We start from the raw sequence: 17,487 nt of genomic DNA, 5'->3' as shown, positions 1-17,487 counted from the left end.
CGATTGTGCTTTGTTGGCGCTATTTTGCCTTGCAGAAATCGGAAATAAAGGTCAAAATTAGTAAGTCTCTTTTCCTTATTTCGCAAAAATGGACCGGCTGCTCCAACTCGAGGTCTTCTCCAAAACCGCGGAGCTCGGCAGTCTGTCCAAGGCTGCCGAAATCCTGCGGATGTCGAACGCGGCCGCCAGCCGCCATCTCAGTGCGCTTGAGGAGCGCCTTGCGGTTCGGCTGATCGAGCGCAACACGCGCCGGCAATGGCTGACCGAAGCAGGACAGGAACTGCTGCAGCGCTGCAGCACGCTTCTGAACGAGCTCGCCGAGGCCGAGGACGCCGTCTCCGACCGCGCGCTGTCGCCAAAGGGCATGCTGCGCGTGACGAGCTCGCTGTCCTTCGCGATGATCTACCTCGCGCCGATGCTGCCGGCCTTCCGCGCGCTCTATCCTGATCTCAGCGTGCAGATCATCAGCGCGAACCGCTATCTCGACTTCATCGAAGCCGGCATTGACGTTGCGATCCGTACCCGCGAGCACGAACCGGATTCCAACATCGTCGTTCGTCGCATCGGCCAGATGCACCGCGTGCTCGCGGCAGCTCCGTCATATCTGGAGAAGCACGGCAGGCCCGAACATCCCGCCGATCTCGCCCGCCACAACATGCTGATCTACAACCTCGCCAACGATCCCTATTCGCTGCGGCTGAGCCAGGGCAGCACGACGCAGACGGTGCGGATCGCACCGACGCTCGACAGCAATGACGGCCAGATCATCTGTGGTGCGGCGCGCGCAGGGCTCGGCATCCTGATCCAGCCGCTCTACATCGTGCAGGGCGATATTGCCGCCGGCCGGCTGGTGCCCGTGCTGAGGGACTGGCAGCTGCCGCTGCTCACCATGAACATCGCCTATCAGAACCGCGTCAGGCTGCCCGCCAAGATCAGGGTATTCTCCGACTTCCTCGTCAGTCATATCCGCGAGCATTCGGCGCCCGGCATATGGATCGACGCGGCAAATGAACGGGGCACCGGAGAATCCTGATCGCCCGGAGCGGGCAGGCCAGACAAACGCCGATCAGACAGCCGAGCTCGGGCTGGTTCGTGCAGACAAGACGGTCGATGGAAATCGACTTGCGAGGGCGCGAGTCTTGGGTTGAACGCGCGATCCGTCGATCACCTCGAGCCGACCGCAGCGGTTCAGCGTGTGCAGCTTCCGCCCGGGCCATAGCGGTCCCGGCTTCAACGAGTGGCGGACGATCTGCTTGAACGTCGTCGGCGACAGCTCGACCACCTCCGCCAGGGCGAGCGCTGCGCCATACCCATCGGCACAGTTCTGGACCGGCCGCCACAATTTGCCATTGAGAGTGACGAAGTTGCCTGCCGGCCGCGCGCTTGCACGGTCGATCAGGACCGGATTGCTGGCGTGAGGCAACCAGGGCCCCAGGAGGTGATCGGCGTAATAGATCGCCAGCGAATCCGAGTAACCGCCCGCTCCGTCGCGCCAGGCGCCGAATAGATAGTGCAGGCCGTCATGCTGCGTGATCGTCGCGTCCGCCAGTTCGAGGCCGGACAGCAGCGTCGCGTGCCGCTCCCATTTGTCCGGAAAACGAACGCATTTGTAGAGCGCGACGTCGCCGTGGAGTGAGCTCTCCGGGATCATCCACAACGCGCCATCGCTCTCGATCAGAAACGGGTACGAGAGGTGCCAGGGCTCCTCCAGCACGGGCACGGCTTCTCCTACCGGCCCCTCATCATTGAACCCGATGGCCGAGATGATGCCCTTTCCGACCCGGTGATCGAGATCTTCGAAGAAGACGAATGTTCGTCCCTGCCACGTGATGGGAAAGGGATCGGCATAGAAGTGGTCTCCGGGATCTCCCAGAACGTTCCAGCTCGGACCCGACAGATCTCCGGTCTGCCAGACATGCGCGCCGTCGTTGAACCGCCATCCGACGTGCCAATGCGGGGCATAGCAGCACAGGCGATAGATCTCCTTGGCGACCGATACGGCAAGGCCGCGCGCGACATAGCCGACGGGGCCTCCAGGCGCGACATGTCCTGCGGAGGGCACCAGCTGCGGCACGATGCGTGGCCTGCCCGAGACGATGGCAGCCACCATCGTCAGGGTGCGCGCCATGACCGTCTCCAATGCGCCGCTGAGGCCTGCGGCGATTTCTCCGGACGGGTGGCCACGGTCGAGCACCGAGCCGTCGATCTCGTTGACGATGTCGATCACGGGCAGGTCGCCGGCGAGAATGGCGGCGAGCGCCGCGTTTTCGCCTGCGCCTCCGTTGAACAGCGGCCGGAGATACAGCCGGGCAGGGCAATTCGGATCCCGCGCGGCGCCCGTGAAATCGACGATCACGTCGGCCGTCTCGGGACCAACCTGCGTCCCTGCCGGAATGACGGTCGGCTTGCCGGCGTCGCTGTGCTTGCCCTTGTGCAACACCACGCGTTCGAGCTCGAACAGGGCGTCTAGTCCTGCGGGCCGCGGCTCGACCGTCGCCGTCCATGCAACCTGCACCGGTACGTCCCGGCCGTCGACCGACAGCGTCTTGCGGCACATCCAGCGCCGCGCGTACTCACGTTCACAGCGAAACTCGATGATCATGTCGAGCCAATCTGTCTCAGCGCATCAGGTCAAACGACCTGATCGAGAATTCGGATGTATTCCTCCACCATGGCATCTACCGAATAGCGCAGCCGCAGGCCTTTGGCGTTTTGTCGCAGTTCGTCGCGCAATTGATTGTCGGTCAGCAGCCTGGAGACGGCTGCGGACAACTTCGCATGATCGGAGGCCTCGACGAAAAGTGCGGTCGGTCTGCCCCGGTAGGACAGCACTTCGCGCAGGACGGGAAGGTCCGTCACGACGGAGGGAACTCCGGCGTTTGCGGCCTCGACCGCCGCCAGACCGAAGGTCTCGGCCTGCGTCGGAAATACGAACACGTCCAGACAGGCCAGGAAGTCCCCCATTTCGCTGGGCGCAATCTCCCCGAGGAAATGTAGCCTGTCCGATACTTTCAATTCATTCGCGAGCTGCCTGAGCCGGGCCTCGTCGGCTCCCTGGCCGGCGAGCGCAAGGTGCCAGGAGGGCTCGTCCGGCAACAAACGTATCGCGGCATCGAGCCGCTTGTGTGGATGCAGCCTCGCAGCGCAGCCGAGCAGGACGCGATCCGGCGGCAGGTCGAGCTTTTGTCGCGCTGCCTCCTTCGACAGGATGAGGGCCTTGTCGTCGAAGCCGTGAGGCACATGCACCATGCGCGATCGATAGGCGGCGGGATATCGCGAATACTCGCGTTCCATGTCCCGTGAGTTGAGCGTGATGCGGTCGAAGAAACCGATGCTGCCCATGATGATGTCCGCGGTGCGGATCGGCCAGCCCATCGCCAGTGTGGACGAGACCTGATTTGCGACAACAGGCGCGCGGCTGACGAGGCGCGTCACGCCAGCGCCGATGACGTTGCCGAAATGCTGGAATGTCAGGACGGCGTCGGGCCTGGTGGTCCGGATATGGCGGCCGAGCGTCCAGAGCATCCGCAGCAGCGCCACCGGATTGCCCGGCCGGCCCGGCGCGCAGTAGAGCGTATCGGGCGGCTCATCGAAAGAGCTGGATTTGCGGAAGAAGAACAGATGATTGACCCGGTAGCCGCGCGCGACCAGCCCGGCGCCGAGAAGCCGGGAGATCTCCTGCGCACCGGCATTCTCCGCCTGCGTTTGTGCGAGAAGCACGTGCAGCTTCGGCCCGCCACGGCCTGACCGTGCGGGCGCCGTCGCGTTCGTCTCGCCCGATTGCTTGTTCGGCTGGTAGTGGAGCACGGATCCCGACCGCTAAAGAAACGAAATCTTCACCTTCTTAACTCCGTACCTACCATGCGGGCATGATGGGGATAGGACTAGCAACAAACGGAGTTAATGCGAGCAACGGCGACGACATCGTTCGTCCCACATTCTTGCGGGGTCCCGCCGGGTACGCGGCGCGCGCGTTAACCAATCGGTGATGCGCGTTGCGCGTGCGTGACACCTAGTCGCACGAGTCGGCGCTGCGCACTGCATAATTGCCACGTCTCGATGCTGGCCAGCGCAAGAGCACGAGGACTGAAGGATCGACTCCGCTTCGCCGGCGGCAGAGAACGTTCAGGGCAATCGTCGCCAGCGTGAGTGAGACGGTCGCCGAAATGGCGGCGCCAAGCAGGCCGAGCCAGGGAATGAGGACGAGAAATCCTACGAGCCGCAGCGTGACGTTGGCGGCTACGACGGGGACATAGATCCGTTCATGACCGGTCAGCTGCAGGATCGCGGCAGACGGACCGCCCGCCGCCTGGATGGCGGTTCCGATTGCGAGCACGATCAGGACCGAGTGCTGCTCGGTGAAATGAGGTCCGAACAGGTTGAGGAGGTAGTCGCCGCCGAGCCAGATCGCGGCGAGGCCGGCGATGACGCACAGCGCGGTCACTTCCGCCATCAACTTCAAGGTCCGCTCGAATTCCTTTTGGTTCTTGCTGAAATACAGCGACGGGAGCCGGCGCGCGCCGAACGTGTACAGCGCCGCGGACAGCATGGCGAAGATGTTGGCGAGGCGCGAGGCTGCAAAGTAGATACCGGCGGTCGCCGGATCCAGCATCCAGTAGACCAGGATGACGTCGAAATACTGGTTGGCCGCTTCGAGGATCGAGGCCAGCCAGAAGTGCGGGGCACTCGATCGCCAGCGCGCCGATTCGAATCGCGCCGGCGTGTTGCGAAAATCCGGCAGGACCCGCGCGGTCGAAATGACCTGCGCAGCGAGGCCGACCGACAGGGCAATCGTCATCACCGCAAACAACTCGGCGGGATCGAGCTGCCGATGGCCGAGCAGCACGGCCAGCAGGAACAGCACGACGATGGCTCGCCAGAAGAACTCGCGATTGCCTTCGCCCATGAGGATGCTGACCAGCGATCGTGCGACCTGGCTACCGAGCATCACGCCAGCGTTGACGGCGGTGTAGGCCGACACCGCAATGACCAGCAGCCAACCGTTTCCCCGTGTGCTCGCCACGCCGGCGATCCCGGCGATGACGATCAGCATTGCGGCAGAGGTGATCTTCAAGCTGGACAGCAGGACGCCCTTGGTCAGGTCCGGCCGATTGCCGACCTGATACTCGTTCAGGAATCTGACCAGCAACGATTCCTGGCCGACCAGCCCGACGACAGCTGCGATCTGGGCGACCGAAAGCCAGGTCGCGAAGATGCCGAAGCCGTCAGGCGACATCGTTCGTGCCGCCAGCGAGAACAACGCGAACGCGAGCACGCCGCTGCCCACCTTGAGGAGGATGGTCCCGGCAACACCGCGCGTGACGTCGCGCCGCATGAACTGGAGGATGACTTCGATCATGGAAGGTTAGGGGCTACGCTCCCCTGGAGACACATATTCCGATACTGCGGATGATCTAGCACGCCGAAGAACGGCGAGTGTTAATGGACGATTCCAGAAACTCGCCCAGCCGAGGATATCGCGGACGCCGGTTGCTTCACTGTGGAACATCGCCGTCTCCATTGTCCCCAAATCGTGCAAGGCCTGGCTCGACGGAATGAAGGCCGAGGGCCGCATCGCCGTCGAAATAAGGCGAGATGGCCGATCGGGAGCGGAATGGTTCGCAAGGATCATTCGCCCAAATGGCGGGAACCGGGATTTGCGGGCTCCGGGCAAATCGCGTGCCGGGACAGCGGCAGCGAAATTGGCGTTGCAGGTCATTAACCTCAATCTGCGGAACTGGCCGCGCATGGAGGGCGTCGGCAGGTTCGCGGTCCGCTCCGAGTGCGCATCGGCGAGCGGGGGGCTGCAGCCTCAGATCCGAGAGCTCCTGGCCGCCGCCAGCTCCGATGGGTTCTCAGAGACGCACGGCGGTCGTCGCAAACGCCTGCGCGGCGGGCTCCTGGACTCGATTCAGAATCAGCATCCCCGCAATCGCGATGACCAGGGCCGCGACGCAGCCAAGCAAAAACGCCTTCATCCTCAGCCTCCCTCGATTGAACCAGCGAGCCATCTATACGACACAGCTTGCGGCGGGCAAGCTCATCGATCGCGCCGAGACGCCCCGGGTTCTATGGTTCTTGACTACCGGAATCCGCGCGGATGCGGGCGTTGGGCCGTTGAGCTGCACGCTTCGGAACCGAAGCAGGCCTTGCAAGTTTATTGCAGGCCCAGTGAGCGCATCGGAGGCCCTGCGTGACATTATCGAGAACGATCCTGTGCTTCGCGGCACTTTGTCTTGCTGGCAGCGCCCTGGCTCAGCCCGCGCAAACTGACTCGCCGTCGGCGCAAAAAACTCCTCCCGAAGAGAAAGGCCAGCTACAGCCGCAGGGCTGGACTGGCCCGATCAACACGGGGTCGGGCGGTGCGCCGGCCGAAAGTCCCCAGGGCCAGAGCCCGCCGGGCATGCAGGCCGCGCCGGAGGGATCGTCCAAGACCACGACGGCACCGGCCAAGTAGACGGTCTCGGGATGTTCATTTCCGTTGGCTCTTCTGGCAATCTCGACGCCGTGAATGTCAGCAGGACCCGTCGGCAATGAACAGATCGCCTTTGTGCACGAATGTGGCGGCAGCGCTGTGGGCCATGTTTGCCGCGTCTTCCGTGCACGCCGAAATGGTCGGGCATGGTGGCCCGATACGATCTCTCGCTATTTCGCCCGATGGGCGCAGCCTTCTTTCCGGCAGCTTCGACACGGCGGCTATCCGCTGGTCGCTTCAGACCGAGACCGCAGAGCAGGTGCTGCGCTATCATGCTGATGGCGTCAACGCCGTCGCTTTTTTGAAAGACGGCCGCATGATCACGGCCGGGGCCGATGCACGAATCGCGGTGTGGACGGCCGGTCGTCCCGAGCCGGACCGGGTCATGGAGGGACACCTCGCTCCGATCGCCGCGCTTGCCGTATCGCCCGACGGGGCGCTGCTCGCGTCGGCTTCATGGGACCGGACGGTGCGGCTCTGGTCGCTATCGGACGGTAAGTCCCAGGTTCTTGAAGGGCATACGCAGAATGTCAACGGCGTCGCCTTCCTGCCGGATGGCAGGCTCGTCAGCGCCGGCTACGATCTTGCGCTGCGCATCTGGCGCCTGCCGGATGGTCCGCCCGATATCGTGACGTTGCCGGCGCCGCTGAACGCGGTGACCGTCGCGCCGGATGGTGAAATCATCACGGGCGCGGTCGATGGCAGGCTGCGCATGCTGACCGCGGACGGCAAGGTCAGTGGCGAGGTCGCGGCTGGTGCGACACCGGTTGTGGCCTTGGCCATGTCGGCGGACGGTGCGCTGATCGCTGCGGCCGGCATCGGCGGCACGGTGACGATCATCGATCGCAAGTCGCGCAGGTTGCTGCGCACGCTGCTTGGGCCTGGGCCGCCGGTGTGGTCCGTCGCTTTCCTGTCCGACGGCGAGACGCTGGTGACGGGTGGCGCGGACGGCAGGATCAGGCGCTGGAATGCGCGCACGGGCGATCCCATCGGCTCTGGTCTAATCGGCACGCCAGCCGATCCGCTCGCGGCCTATGCCGGCGATCACGGCGCCAATGTATTTCGGGCCTGTGTTGCCTGCCACACGCTCTCCGACAAGGAGGTGCAGCGTGCCGGCCCGTCACTTGCGGGACTCTATGGCCGCAAGATCGCTTCGCTCCCGGGGTATCGCTTCTCGGATGCGCTGAAGGCGATGGACATCGTCTGGACGCCCGAGACGGTTGCAAGACTGTTCGAGATTGGCCCGAATGCCTACACCCCCGGCACCAAGATGCCGGAACAGCGCATCGGTTCGGCCGAAGACCGACGCGCGCTCACCGAGTTTCTGGGCCGCGCGACGTCGCGCTAGTTTCGCTTCAGTCCTTGTCGTCGCGCTGGCGGAGATAGTCATCCGTCGTGCGCGGCGGCGTTCGTTCCGGAACGCCCTTGAACGGGTCGAATTGCTGCTCGCTCATGACGATGACGCGGCAGTCTGCGCACATCCTGAGTGCCTCGATCCGCTTGTCGCCGGCCGGATACATCCAGTGCCGGCCTTCGAGCTTGGCCGCGATGCGGTCGATCGTGCTCTTGACGCCGAACGGCGTGCTGCAGCGGACGCAGAGCGCGGGCTCCTCTTCCTTGATGATTGCGGCTGGCGCGCGCGCGGCGCGGAAGTCGATCTGCGGTTTCAGGCTGATGACCTTTTCCGGACAGGTGCTCTGGCACAGGCCGCACTGCACGCAGGCATCCTCGATGAATTTCAGCACGGGACGCTCGGGATCGTCGCGCAGCGCGCCGGTCGGGCAGGCCGAGACGCAGGAGAGGCACAGTGTGCAGCCATCGGTGTCCACGGTGATCGCGCCGACCGGGGCGCCCTGTGGCAGGGCGATCACGTCGACCGGCTGCGGCGCCAGCCGGTGCAGTTCGCCGAGGGCGAACCGCAGCAGGTCGCGTCGCTTGCCGACGGTCTTGAAGGTCGCTGGCGTTTCGATCGCGGCCAGCGTGCCGATCTCGGTCAAATGCTGGCCGAGCGCGTCGGGATCGTCGGTTTCGACGGTGGCGAGGCGACGGCCCGCAAATCCAAGGCCGCCGAGGATCGCCTCAGTCATCGCGATCGTCTGCGTCAAGCCGGTCACGTCGTGGCGCGGCTTGGCACGGAGCAGGAAACGCACGGCGGAGACGCCATAGGCGAAGGCGCCGACGATGGCTTCCAGCCCCACTTGCGTGAGCTCGTTGACGGCGAAGGGAAGCACGTTCGCCGGCAGGCCGTCGCCATGCCGCGCGAGGGCGTCGATCAGAGGCGTGCCGTGCGGGTCGTCGTGAAAGAGCAGCACCGCATCGGCGCCCCCGGCCTCGCGATAGGCGAGCAGCATGGCGCGAAGTCGCTGAAGCTGCGTATCGGCGGGCGGCAGCGTGTAGGAGACCGCGCCGGTCGGGCAGGCCGCCGCGCATTGGCCACAGCCCGCGCAGATGTTCGGATCGATCGCGACATGATCGCCGGCGGGCGTGATCGCCCCGGCCGGGCAAAGATCGAGACAGCGATGGCAGCCGGTGCGCTTCGAGCGCGAGTGGGCGCAGAGGGAGGGGGCGACCTCGACATATCTCGGCTTGTCGAAGCTGCCGACGAGATCGCGCGCCGCCAGCACGGCGCGCAGGACAGCAGCGGGATCTTTCGTGTCGGCGCGCAGATAGCCGTCACGCAGGTCGTGGGCAGGAAACAGCGGCATATCGCCGGACAGATCGAGCACGATATCGCAGCGCGAGGTGACGCCGCTGCGCGGCGGGTCCAGCACGTAACGATCGCGCGAGGAGGGGCGGGGACGCGCATAGTCATCGATTGCAAGCTCGAATGCGCCGAAATGTCCCTTCGCGGATCGGATCGTGCCCTTCACGATCGGGAACACCGTTGCAGCCGGCGGCACCCTGTCGTCGAGTTGCTTCAGCATCACCGTGACGTCGAGGTGATCGGCAAGCAGGCGGCCGGCCTCGATCGCGGCCTCATCGCGCCCGTAGACCAGGATCACGCCCTCGCTCGACAAGGTGACGAGCGGATAGTCGGGAGCAGGGACGGCGGCAGATGCAAGCAGGGCTGCCATTTTTGCCCCAGTTCGCGCGCCCTCGCGCGACCAGCCGGCCGTTTCGCGGATGTTGACGAAGCTGATCGCATCAGCCCGTTCGCCGGCCTCGTCCGAGAACTGCGCTGCCTGCTGCGTACAGGCGACCGTCAACACGCCATCCGTCGCGGCGATTTTGCGGAAGTGATCGAGTTCCGCACCGCAGAGGTGGCGAAAACTCTTGACCTCGCCGTTCGGGCATCCGCGTCGGATTGCAGCCACGTCGAGGGGTATCGTGTCTTCGCACGAGCAGATCAGGATGGTCTTCGACGGCTGCTCCAGGTTCATCCCTCCGCCATTCGGACGCCGACGACGGACTCGCGCCGGCCGTTCGCCTCGTATAGACATTATCCCTCGGGAAGAAAAGGAAAGCGGAGGACGGCCTGCCGTCGATTCCAGTGAGCCATGTTTCCGCGGCGGAACCGATCCACCTGCCGCCGCCGTTCACATTGGTGCGATTGCGCGAGAGCGGCGACGCTTTTGCCCATGCGTGCCGCATCGCACCGGAGAGCGGCGCCGGAACGCTCGTCTATGTCGGCCGCTTCGACCTCGCCGAGTTCGCCGTGGTGCTCGAGCCGGCCGAGCCGTTGCGCAGCGCGCGGCGCGCGTTCTATGCAGGTATGGTTGCGCTCACCGACGCGCTTCGCGCCTATGCGCCGCCGAGCAAGCCGATCACGATCGGCTGGCCGGATGCGGTCAGGATCGACGGCGGACTGGTCGGCGGCGGACGGCTGGGCTGGCCTTCGGGAGCCGGCGAGGACGCGCCGCCGCCCTGGCTGGTCTTCGGCGCCATGATACGGACGGTTGCCATGAACGATGACGATCCAGGCGTCCACCCGCTGACCTCCGCGCTCGATCAGGAGGGCTTTGGCGAGGCGGGCGCGGCGCAGATCACGGAGAGTTTCGCCCGGCACCTGATGCTGGCGCTGGACGGATGGCGGGTTGACGGCTTCGACAGCGTGGCGCGCGATTATCTCACCCGGATGCCGCGCGAAAGACAGACCATTCAGCGCATCGACGATGGCGGCGATCTCCTGACGCGCCGTATCGGGACGGATATCATCGAGCGAAGCGACCTCGTCCGGGCGCTCGCGGCGCCGTCCTGGCTCGATCCCGCCCTGGGAGGACCGCGGCTGTGAAGCTCCTGCGTACCATCGCGCTCGATCCCTCCGATACATTTGTCTTCGACGTGGCCGCAGAGCCGGGCGAATGGGCCGTCTCAGGCGCCTTCCGCTTCTGGGATTGCGACGGCGCCAAACTCGAGGGCAAGGCGCGCGCGGCGTTTCGCGGTGGTTTCCTCGGGGTGCAATCCTGGGGGTGGTCGACGCTGGCGCAGATCGTTCCGGCGAGCGAGGACGATTACCGCGGCCTGGTCGATCTCCTGGCGCGGCAACTCGTCGACCGTTTCGGCGCGCCGAACATGGCGGCAGCGCAAACGGCCGCGGAAGAGGAGATCGCGTTCGCGCAGTCGCTCTGCAGCCATCCGATCAGCTCGCTGATTGCGGTGCACCGCACATCAAGCGATGGTGAAGTCCGCGAGTCCTTCCGCCGGCTGCAACTCCGGGAAGGGCAGGGGCATAGCAAGGCCTTCTCGTTCATGGAGATTGAGGACGACGTCCAGCCGGACGGCGATCTCAGGCTCGCGGATCTGGGGCGGGAGCCGAGCATCAGATGAACGATTTCTGGATCGCCTGTGGCCATCATCTGCTCGATCGCGACGAGGGCGGTGGGCTCCGTGTCACCGACGAGTTTCTCAAGGCGTATTTTGCCCGTCCCGAGCTGATGCCGCCCGAGGACGCGTGCCCGGTCGAACGCCGCCTGCACCGCGAATTGCTCGCCGACCCGCGCCAGCCGGTGAGCGCCGGCGAAATCGCCGGGATCGTCGATGCGGATGCGCGGGAGAATTGGCAGTTCGTGCTGGCGTTCCGCGATCTTCTGCTGCGACATCCGACGCTCGAAGCCGCCTATCTCGCATCGGTGCGATCAGGGGCGAACGATCTGCCGCCGCTGTTCGTCAACCAGCTGGTGCACGTCATCTTGCGCAATGCGCTCGATGGCTGCGACGACCCGTTCGTGCTGCGCGCCGCCGAGCTGTTCTTCCGGACCCAGCGCATCCTGCCCCATGAGCACGCTTTGTTGCTCGGCGACGAGGAGGTCGTCGGCGGGCGCAGCCCGACCCCGGTGCTCTCGCTGATGTCGATGCTGGGCGCCACCACCGATGCGGTGGTCGAGGTGTTGAGCGAGGAGAATGCCGAGGCCTATTGCCAGCGCAGCGACCAGTTCGACATGGCCCTCGACCTCACGGCCGGCGGTCGCGGGCCGACTGCGCTGGCGCAGGCGATGACGCGCTGGGTTTCCCATTTGCTGGGCGTCGACGTCGCGATCGAGCCGCTGCGCGCGCTGCACGAGGAAAAGCTCACCTGGTATGTCGGGCTCGATGCCGAGGCCACGCGGCTGGGCGACATTCTGTGGCACGGCGACGAGCTCGGCGAGCGCGACGCAGACCGCGTGCTCGCGCTTTTCCGGCTGACGTTTGCGGATTCGGGCCATGTCCTTGAGGATGTCGGAGGCGAGCCGGTCTATTTGATCCTGTCGATGACGGCGGATCAGAAGCTCCGGATGAAGCCGCAGAATCTGCTGACCGGGCTGCCGGTGAAGGGTTTGGAGATGGCGACATGAGCCCTGCGGCGTTGCCGACCCTCTCGATTGCCGTCGGTGTCGTGGTCGAGCGGCGCAAGGCCGATTCGCCATGGGTCGATTTCATCTGGCGCGGAATAGCCGTCCTGCCCGACGAGCCGGCGACACGACTCTGGACCGTGCTGCGCGAGCAGGATGGCACGACCCTGTTCTATGCCGGAAGCGCGTCCGTCGATCTCTATCCATCGGAGACGGCGCGCTATCGCGACAATCTCGCCTCCGGCAGTCCGAACATCTGGATCGTGCTGTCGCCCTCGGACGGCGCCTGGCCTTACGCCGTCACCACAGTGACCGCTGACCCCGCGGAGGGCGAAGGCTTTACCGAAGCCGCCGACAATCTCGTGGAGGCCGTGCCGATGCCGGAGGTGCTGCGCGAGGCGATCGAAAGCTTCGTGGCCGAGCACCATGTCGAGCGGGAATTCGTCAAGCGCAAGCGGCGCCGCGCCGACCCGGAGGCGTTGGCACGGCGCGAACATGAAGGCGGGCAGGAATGAGTGAGGAGGAATTCCTTGCACGCTGGTCCCGCCGCAAACGCGAATCGCAAGCGGAGCCCGCCAAGCCTGCCGCGGCGCAGCCCGCGCCGCCGCCCGAGGCCAGCGAAGGCGAGGCCGAGTTCGACCTGTCGAGTCTGCCGTCGCTCGACGAAATCAATGCTGCGACGGACATCACGGCCTTCCTCGGCAAGACGATTCCTCGTGACTTGAGCCGCGCGGCTCTTCGCCGCGCCTGGGCGACCGATCCCGCCATTCGCGACTTCGTCGGGCTTGCGGAGAATGCATGGGACTTCAACGACCCGACCGCGATGCCGGGCTTCGGCCCGCTGGATTGCTCCTCGGAGGAGCTGGCCGCTCTGGTCGATCGCATCGTCGGCGGCGTGCGCGAGGCGGTCCAGTCTCTCCCTGAGGCGGCGATCGAAACGGGGGATGCTTCGGGCCCATTGCCTCAAGCTGATGTGACAACCTCATTAGATGCGACCAGAGATGCGACTGAGCCGTTGGATGAGTCGGAGCACCGGGTCATCTCTGCTGCAGTGCAACCGACGCTGACTGAGAGGTCTGCCGAATCTGCCGAGCCGATCAGGCCCCGTAGCCATGGTGGTGCACTGCCTCGCTGAAAAGCACGACCAAAGGCTATAGGTACAAGCTATGGCGGGCGTTGACCGCTGGCAGAGCCCGGATTAGGTTACCTACTGCTTTGTAACAAAAGCGATAATCGGGCAGACGGGACTTGGATGGGAGGTCCACGTGCGGGATGAAGGGCTTGATCGCGCGATCGATGCCGCGGGCGGCATCGCTCAACTTGCGCGCAAAATAGGCATCAGCCAGCCTTCCGTCTCGAATTGGACCCGTGTGCCACCACAGCGGGTGATTGCAGTCGAAACCGCGACCGGCGTCTCCCGGAACGATCTTCGGCCTGACCTCTATGGCGAGCGCGCCGGTTCGGCGGAACTCGTCGATCCCATCGACGCGGCGCGTGCACGGGAATACGCGCTGCTCGCGATGCTGCTGTCTGCGCCTCCGCCAAAGCGCCTGCTCGATCAGCTCGCTGCGTTGAGCGTTGACGAAACGCCGCTCGGGCGCGCGCATGCGGCGCTGGCCGACGCCGCCTCGATTGCGGTCGTGGCGAAGGTCGAGCGGGAGTATTTCGACCTGTTCGTCGGACTCGGCCGCGGCGAAGTGCTGCCCTATGCCTCCTACTATCTCACCGGCTTCCTCAACGAACGGCCCTTGTCGCGCCTGCGCGGAGACCTGACGGCGCTCGGCATCGAGCGGGTCGCCAACAATTCCGAACCCGAAGATCACGCCGCCATCCTGTGCGAGATCATGTCGGGTCTTGCCGAGGGCCGCTTCGATGCCTCTCTCGAGGCGCAGCGTGCCTTCTTCGAAAAGCATGTGTCGCCGTGGATGGGGCGGCTGTTCGCCGACATCGAGAGCGCAGGCGGGTCCCGCTTTTATCGGGCGGTCGGCGCGCTCGGCCGCACCTTCATCGAAATCGAGACGGAAGCATTCACATTTGCCAGCTGATCGACGCGGGTCGGTCCGGGAGAGATGCGATGAGTGACGAGACGAAAGCAAAGGTCGGACGCCGCGACTTCCTTCGCAAGGTCGGCCTGGGCACGGCTGGTGTCGGCGCGACGCTTGCGACGCCGCTGGTCGGGTCCGCGCAGGCAGACAGCGAGAACAACGATGAGAAGCGCAAGGCGCGTTACAAGGAATCCGATCACGTGAAGACGTTCTACCGCGTCAACCGCTATCCGGCCTGAGAGGGAGGGCTGCCCGTGCTTATCAAGCGAACACATCAGCGTTCCGATCGCCGCGGTTCCGTCGCCGAATCCCTTGCGGCTCAGGGCGGAGGACTTGATCGCCGCACATTCCTGCGCAAGTCCGGGCTGGCCGGCGGCGCGCTCGCGGCGCTGGGGACCATGCCGGTCGGCAGCGTACGCAAGGCCGAAGCCGCCGCCGCCGGGCCGCTGACGGCCGGCGCCGTCGTCAAGAAGAGCATCTGTACGCACTGCGCGGTGGGCTGCACCGTCACGGCGGAAGTGCTCAACGGAGTCTGGATCGGACAGGAGCCGAGCTGGGATTCGCCGATCAACCGTGGCTCGCATTGCGCCAAGGGCGCATCGGTGCGCGAGCTCGTGCACAGCGATCGCCGCCTGCGCTATCCGATGAAGCTGGTGAACGGGCAGTGGACGCGCGTGTCGTGGGACACGGCGGTCAACGAGATCGGCGACAAGCTGCTCCAGGTTCGCGAGAAATCGGGCAGCGACTCCGTCTATTGGCTTGGCTCGGCCAAGATGACCAACGAAGGCGCCTATCTGTTCCGCAAGCTCGGCGCGTTCTGGGGCACCAACAACACCGATCACCAGGCGCGGATCTGCCACTCCACCACCGTCACCGGCGTCGCCAATACCTGGGGCTACGGCGCGATGACGAACAGCATCAACGACATGCGCAACTCCAAGACGATGCTGTTCATCGGCAGCAACGCGGCGGAAGCGCATCCCGTCAGCATGCAGCATTTGCTCGAATCCAAGGAGCTCAACAAGGCGAACTTCATCGTCTTCGATCCGCGCCTGACCCGCACCGCGGCGCACGCCACCGAATATGTCCGGATCCGTCCCGGCACCGACATTCCGGTGCTCTACGGCATGATGTGGCACATCCTGAAGAACGGCTGGGAGGACAAGGAGTTTATCGCCCAGCGCGTCTACGGTTTCGACGACCTGCGCAAGGAGGTCGAGAAGTGGAATCCGCAGGAGGTCGAGCGGGTCACCGGCGTGCCCGCCGCGCAGCTCGAGCGCGTCGCCAAGACGTTCGCCACGCAAAAGCCCGCGACCATCATCTGGTGCATGGGCCAGACCCAGCACACGGTCGGCACCGCCAATGTGCGGGCGAGCTGCATCGCGCTGCTGATGACCGGGAACATCGGCAAGGCGGGCGCCGGCGCCAACATCCTGCGCGGCCATGACAACGTGCAGGGCGCAACCGACGTCGGCCTCGATATCGTGACGTTGCCGTTCTACTACGGCCTTGCGGAAGGTGCCTGGAAGCACTGGTCGCGGGTCTGGGAGGTCGACTACGAGTACCTGGTCTCCCGCTTCGACGAGAAGAAGCAGATGGAGACCCCAGGCATCCCGCTGACGCGTTGGTTCGATGCCGCGCTGTTGCCGAAGGCCGACGTCGCACAGAAGGACAACGTCAAGGCCGTCTTCGTTCAGGGCCACGCCAGCAACAGCATCACGCGCATCCCTGAGTCGCTGAAGGGCCTGAAGGCGCTGGAGCTGCTGGTGATCGCAGATCCGCACCCGACCACCTGGGCCTCTCTGGCGGTCGAGGCCGGGCGCAAGGACGGCGTCTATATCCTGCCGGTGGCCACGCAGTTCGAATGCACGGGATCGCGCGTCGCCTCCAATCGCTCGATGCAATGGGGCGAGCAGATCGTCAAGCCGATCTTCGAATCCAAGGACGACCTCGAGATCATCTATCTCTTGGCGAAGAAGTTCGGCTTCGCCGACAAGATGTTCAAGAACATCAAGGTCGAGAACAATCTCCCCGTGCCCGAGGACGTGCTGCGCGAGATCAACCGCGGAAGCTGGTCAACCGGTTATTGCGGCCAGTCGCCGGAGCGCATCAAGGCGCACATGAAGAACCAGCACAAGTTCGACCTGGTGACGTTGCGCGCGCCCAAGGACGATCCGGAAGTGGGCGGCGACTATTACGGACTGCCCTGGCCGTGTTGGGGCTCGCCCGAAGTGAAGCATCCCGGCTCCCCGCTGCTCTACAACAACAATCTGCATGTCATGGACGGCGGCAGCGCGTTCCGCCCGCGCTTCGGCATAGAACGCGAGGAGAAGCTGCCGGACGGCACGACGCGAAAGGTGAGCCTGCTCGCCGACAAATCGTTCTCCAAGGGCTCGGAGATCGAGGACGGCTATCCCGAGTTCACGCTGGCGAGCCTGAAGAAGCTCGGCTGGGACAAGGATCTTACCGAGGCCGAGATGGCGACGATCCAGCGGGTCAACCCGGCCAATCCGGATGCGGTGTCCTGGGCCCTCGATCTCTCGGGCGGCATCCAGCGCGTCGCTCTGAAGCACGGCTGCGTGCCGTTCGGCAACGGCAAGGCGCGCATGAATGCGTTCGGCCTGCCGGATCCGATCCCGGTGCATCGCGAGCCGATCTACACGCCGCGCGTCGATCTCGTCGAGAAATATCCGACCCTGCCCGATGCCAAGCAGTTCCGCCTGCCTAATATCGGTTTCTCGGTGCAGAAGGCGGCGGTGGAGAAGGGGATCGCGAAGCAGTTTCCGCTGATCCTTTCCTCGGGACGTCTGGTCGAATACGAAGGCGGCGGCGAGGAAACCCGCACCAATCCCTGGCTCGCCGAATTGCAGCAGGACATGTTCATCGAGATCAGCCCGGCCGATGCCGCCGATCGCGGCATCAAGGACGGCGGCTGGGTCTGGGTGAGCGGCGCCGAGAACAATTCTCGCGCCAGGATGAAGGCACTGGTGACCGAGCGCGTCGGCAAGGGGGTCGCCTGGATGCCGTTCCATTTCGGTGGCTGGCTCGGCGGCAACGACCTGCGCAAGAACTATCCCGCCGGCACCGATCCGATCGTGCTGGGCGAGAGCGCCAACACCATCACGAGCTACGGCTACGATCCCGCGACGGGCATGCAGGAGCCGAAAGTCACGCTTTGTCAGATCGTCGCAGCCTGAGA

The 17,487-nt window shown here is 65.0% G+C and carries 16 protein-coding genes; 11 read left to right on the top strand and 5 right to left on the bottom strand.

Features of this window, described 5'->3' with window-relative positions:
- Positions 1 to 88 precede the first annotated feature (88 nt).
- Positions 89 to 1,033: a LysR family transcriptional regulator gene (locus AC3WLX_RS05930; protein ID WP_291621098.1), complete on the top strand. Its 945-nt coding sequence runs from the start codon at positions 89 to 91 to the stop codon at positions 1,031 to 1,033.
- A 33-nt stretch (positions 1,034 to 1,066) separates the two neighbouring features.
- Here the strand turns inward: AC3WLX_RS05930 and AC3WLX_RS05925 are convergent, their stop codons facing one another.
- The 4 genes from AC3WLX_RS05925 to AC3WLX_RS05910 form a co-directional block, all read right to left on the bottom strand.
- A complete protein-coding gene (locus AC3WLX_RS05925; protein WP_492335069.1) occupies positions 1,067 to 2,602 on the bottom strand; it encodes a glucosamine inositolphosphorylceramide transferase family protein in 1,536 nt (511 codons plus the stop codon).
- A gap of 29 nt (positions 2,603 to 2,631) precedes the next feature.
- Positions 2,632 to 3,807, bottom strand: coding sequence for a glycosyltransferase family 4 protein (locus AC3WLX_RS05920; protein WP_492335068.1), 1,176 nt, complete (start codon positions 3,805 to 3,807; stop codon positions 2,632 to 2,634).
- A 205-nt stretch (positions 3,808 to 4,012) separates the two neighbouring features.
- Positions 4,013 to 5,359 (bottom strand): lipopolysaccharide biosynthesis protein, encoded by a 1,347-nt coding sequence (locus AC3WLX_RS05915; RefSeq protein ID WP_492335067.1) that lies wholly within the window; start codon positions 5,357 to 5,359, stop codon positions 4,013 to 4,015.
- 496 nt (positions 5,360 to 5,855) lie between these two features.
- On the bottom strand, positions 5,856 to 5,978 hold the full coding sequence (locus AC3WLX_RS05910; RefSeq protein ID WP_291621090.1) for a hypothetical protein: 123 nt from the start codon (positions 5,976 to 5,978) through the stop codon (positions 5,856 to 5,858).
- A gap of 215 nt (positions 5,979 to 6,193) precedes the next feature.
- Here AC3WLX_RS05910 and AC3WLX_RS05905 point away from each other — a divergent pair, with 215 nt between their 5' ends.
- Positions 6,194 to 6,457 (top strand): hypothetical protein, encoded by a 264-nt coding sequence (locus AC3WLX_RS05905; RefSeq protein WP_492335066.1) that lies wholly within the window; start codon positions 6,194 to 6,196, stop codon positions 6,455 to 6,457.
- Positions 6,458 to 6,581: 124 nt separating this feature from the next.
- Positions 6,582 to 7,823, top strand: coding sequence for a c-type cytochrome (locus tag AC3WLX_RS05900; protein ID WP_492335925.1), 1,242 nt, complete (start codon positions 6,582 to 6,584; stop codon positions 7,821 to 7,823).
- A gap of 7 nt (positions 7,824 to 7,830) precedes the next feature.
- Here AC3WLX_RS05900 and AC3WLX_RS05895 read toward each other — a convergent pair whose 3' ends face one another.
- A complete protein-coding gene (locus AC3WLX_RS05895) occupies positions 7,831 to 9,855 on the bottom strand; it encodes a 4Fe-4S binding protein (RefSeq protein WP_492335065.1) in 2,025 nt (674 codons plus the stop codon).
- Between the two features lie 110 nt (positions 9,856 to 9,965).
- Here AC3WLX_RS05895 and AC3WLX_RS05890 point away from each other — a divergent pair, with 110 nt between their 5' ends.
- The 8 genes from AC3WLX_RS05890 (at position 9,966) to AC3WLX_RS05855 (ending at position 17,485) form a co-directional block, all read left to right on the top strand.
- Complete coding sequence (locus AC3WLX_RS05890; RefSeq protein ID WP_492335064.1) at positions 9,966 to 10,706, top strand: biotin/lipoate--protein ligase family protein; 741 nt, start codon at positions 9,966 to 9,968, stop codon at positions 10,704 to 10,706.
- Entirely contained in the window at positions 10,703 to 11,242 is a 540-nt protein-coding gene (locus AC3WLX_RS05885) for a DUF6505 family protein (RefSeq protein ID WP_492335063.1), read from the top strand. Before AC3WLX_RS05890 ends, AC3WLX_RS05885 begins: the two co-directional genes overlap by 4 nt.
- A complete protein-coding gene (locus tag AC3WLX_RS05880) occupies positions 11,239 to 12,246 on the top strand; it encodes a DUF6352 family protein (RefSeq protein ID WP_492335062.1) in 1,008 nt (335 codons plus the stop codon). Before AC3WLX_RS05885 ends, AC3WLX_RS05880 begins: the two co-directional genes overlap by 4 nt.
- Complete coding sequence (locus tag AC3WLX_RS05875) at positions 12,243 to 12,758, top strand: DUF3305 domain-containing protein (RefSeq protein WP_492335061.1); 516 nt, start codon at positions 12,243 to 12,245, stop codon at positions 12,756 to 12,758. The genes AC3WLX_RS05880 and AC3WLX_RS05875 overlap by 4 nt, the downstream gene beginning before the upstream one ends.
- Positions 12,755 to 13,378: a DUF3306 domain-containing protein gene (locus tag AC3WLX_RS05870; RefSeq protein ID WP_492335060.1), complete on the top strand. Its 624-nt coding sequence runs from the start codon at positions 12,755 to 12,757 to the stop codon at positions 13,376 to 13,378. Before AC3WLX_RS05875 ends, AC3WLX_RS05870 begins: the two co-directional genes overlap by 4 nt.
- 130 nt (positions 13,379 to 13,508) lie before the next feature.
- Positions 13,509 to 14,288: a molecular chaperone TorD family protein gene (locus tag AC3WLX_RS05865; RefSeq protein ID WP_492335059.1), complete on the top strand. Its 780-nt coding sequence runs from the start codon at positions 13,509 to 13,511 to the stop codon at positions 14,286 to 14,288.
- 29 nt (positions 14,289 to 14,317) lie between these two features.
- Positions 14,318 to 14,527: a twin-arginine translocation signal domain-containing protein gene (locus AC3WLX_RS05860; RefSeq protein WP_291621072.1), complete on the top strand. Its 210-nt coding sequence runs from the start codon at positions 14,318 to 14,320 to the stop codon at positions 14,525 to 14,527.
- 15 nt (positions 14,528 to 14,542) lie between these two features.
- The gene (locus AC3WLX_RS05855; protein WP_492335058.1) at positions 14,543 to 17,485 is read left to right on the top strand and encodes a formate dehydrogenase subunit alpha; all 2,943 of its coding nucleotides are present in this window, start codon (positions 14,543 to 14,545) and stop codon (positions 17,483 to 17,485) included.
- Positions 17,486 to 17,487: the final 2 nt, after the last annotated feature.

The organism is Bradyrhizobium sp. FW305-F6 (assembly GCF_058782905.1).
The sequence above is the reverse complement of the archived record's forward strand: the minus strand, read 5'-3'. Positions and strand labels throughout refer to the sequence as shown.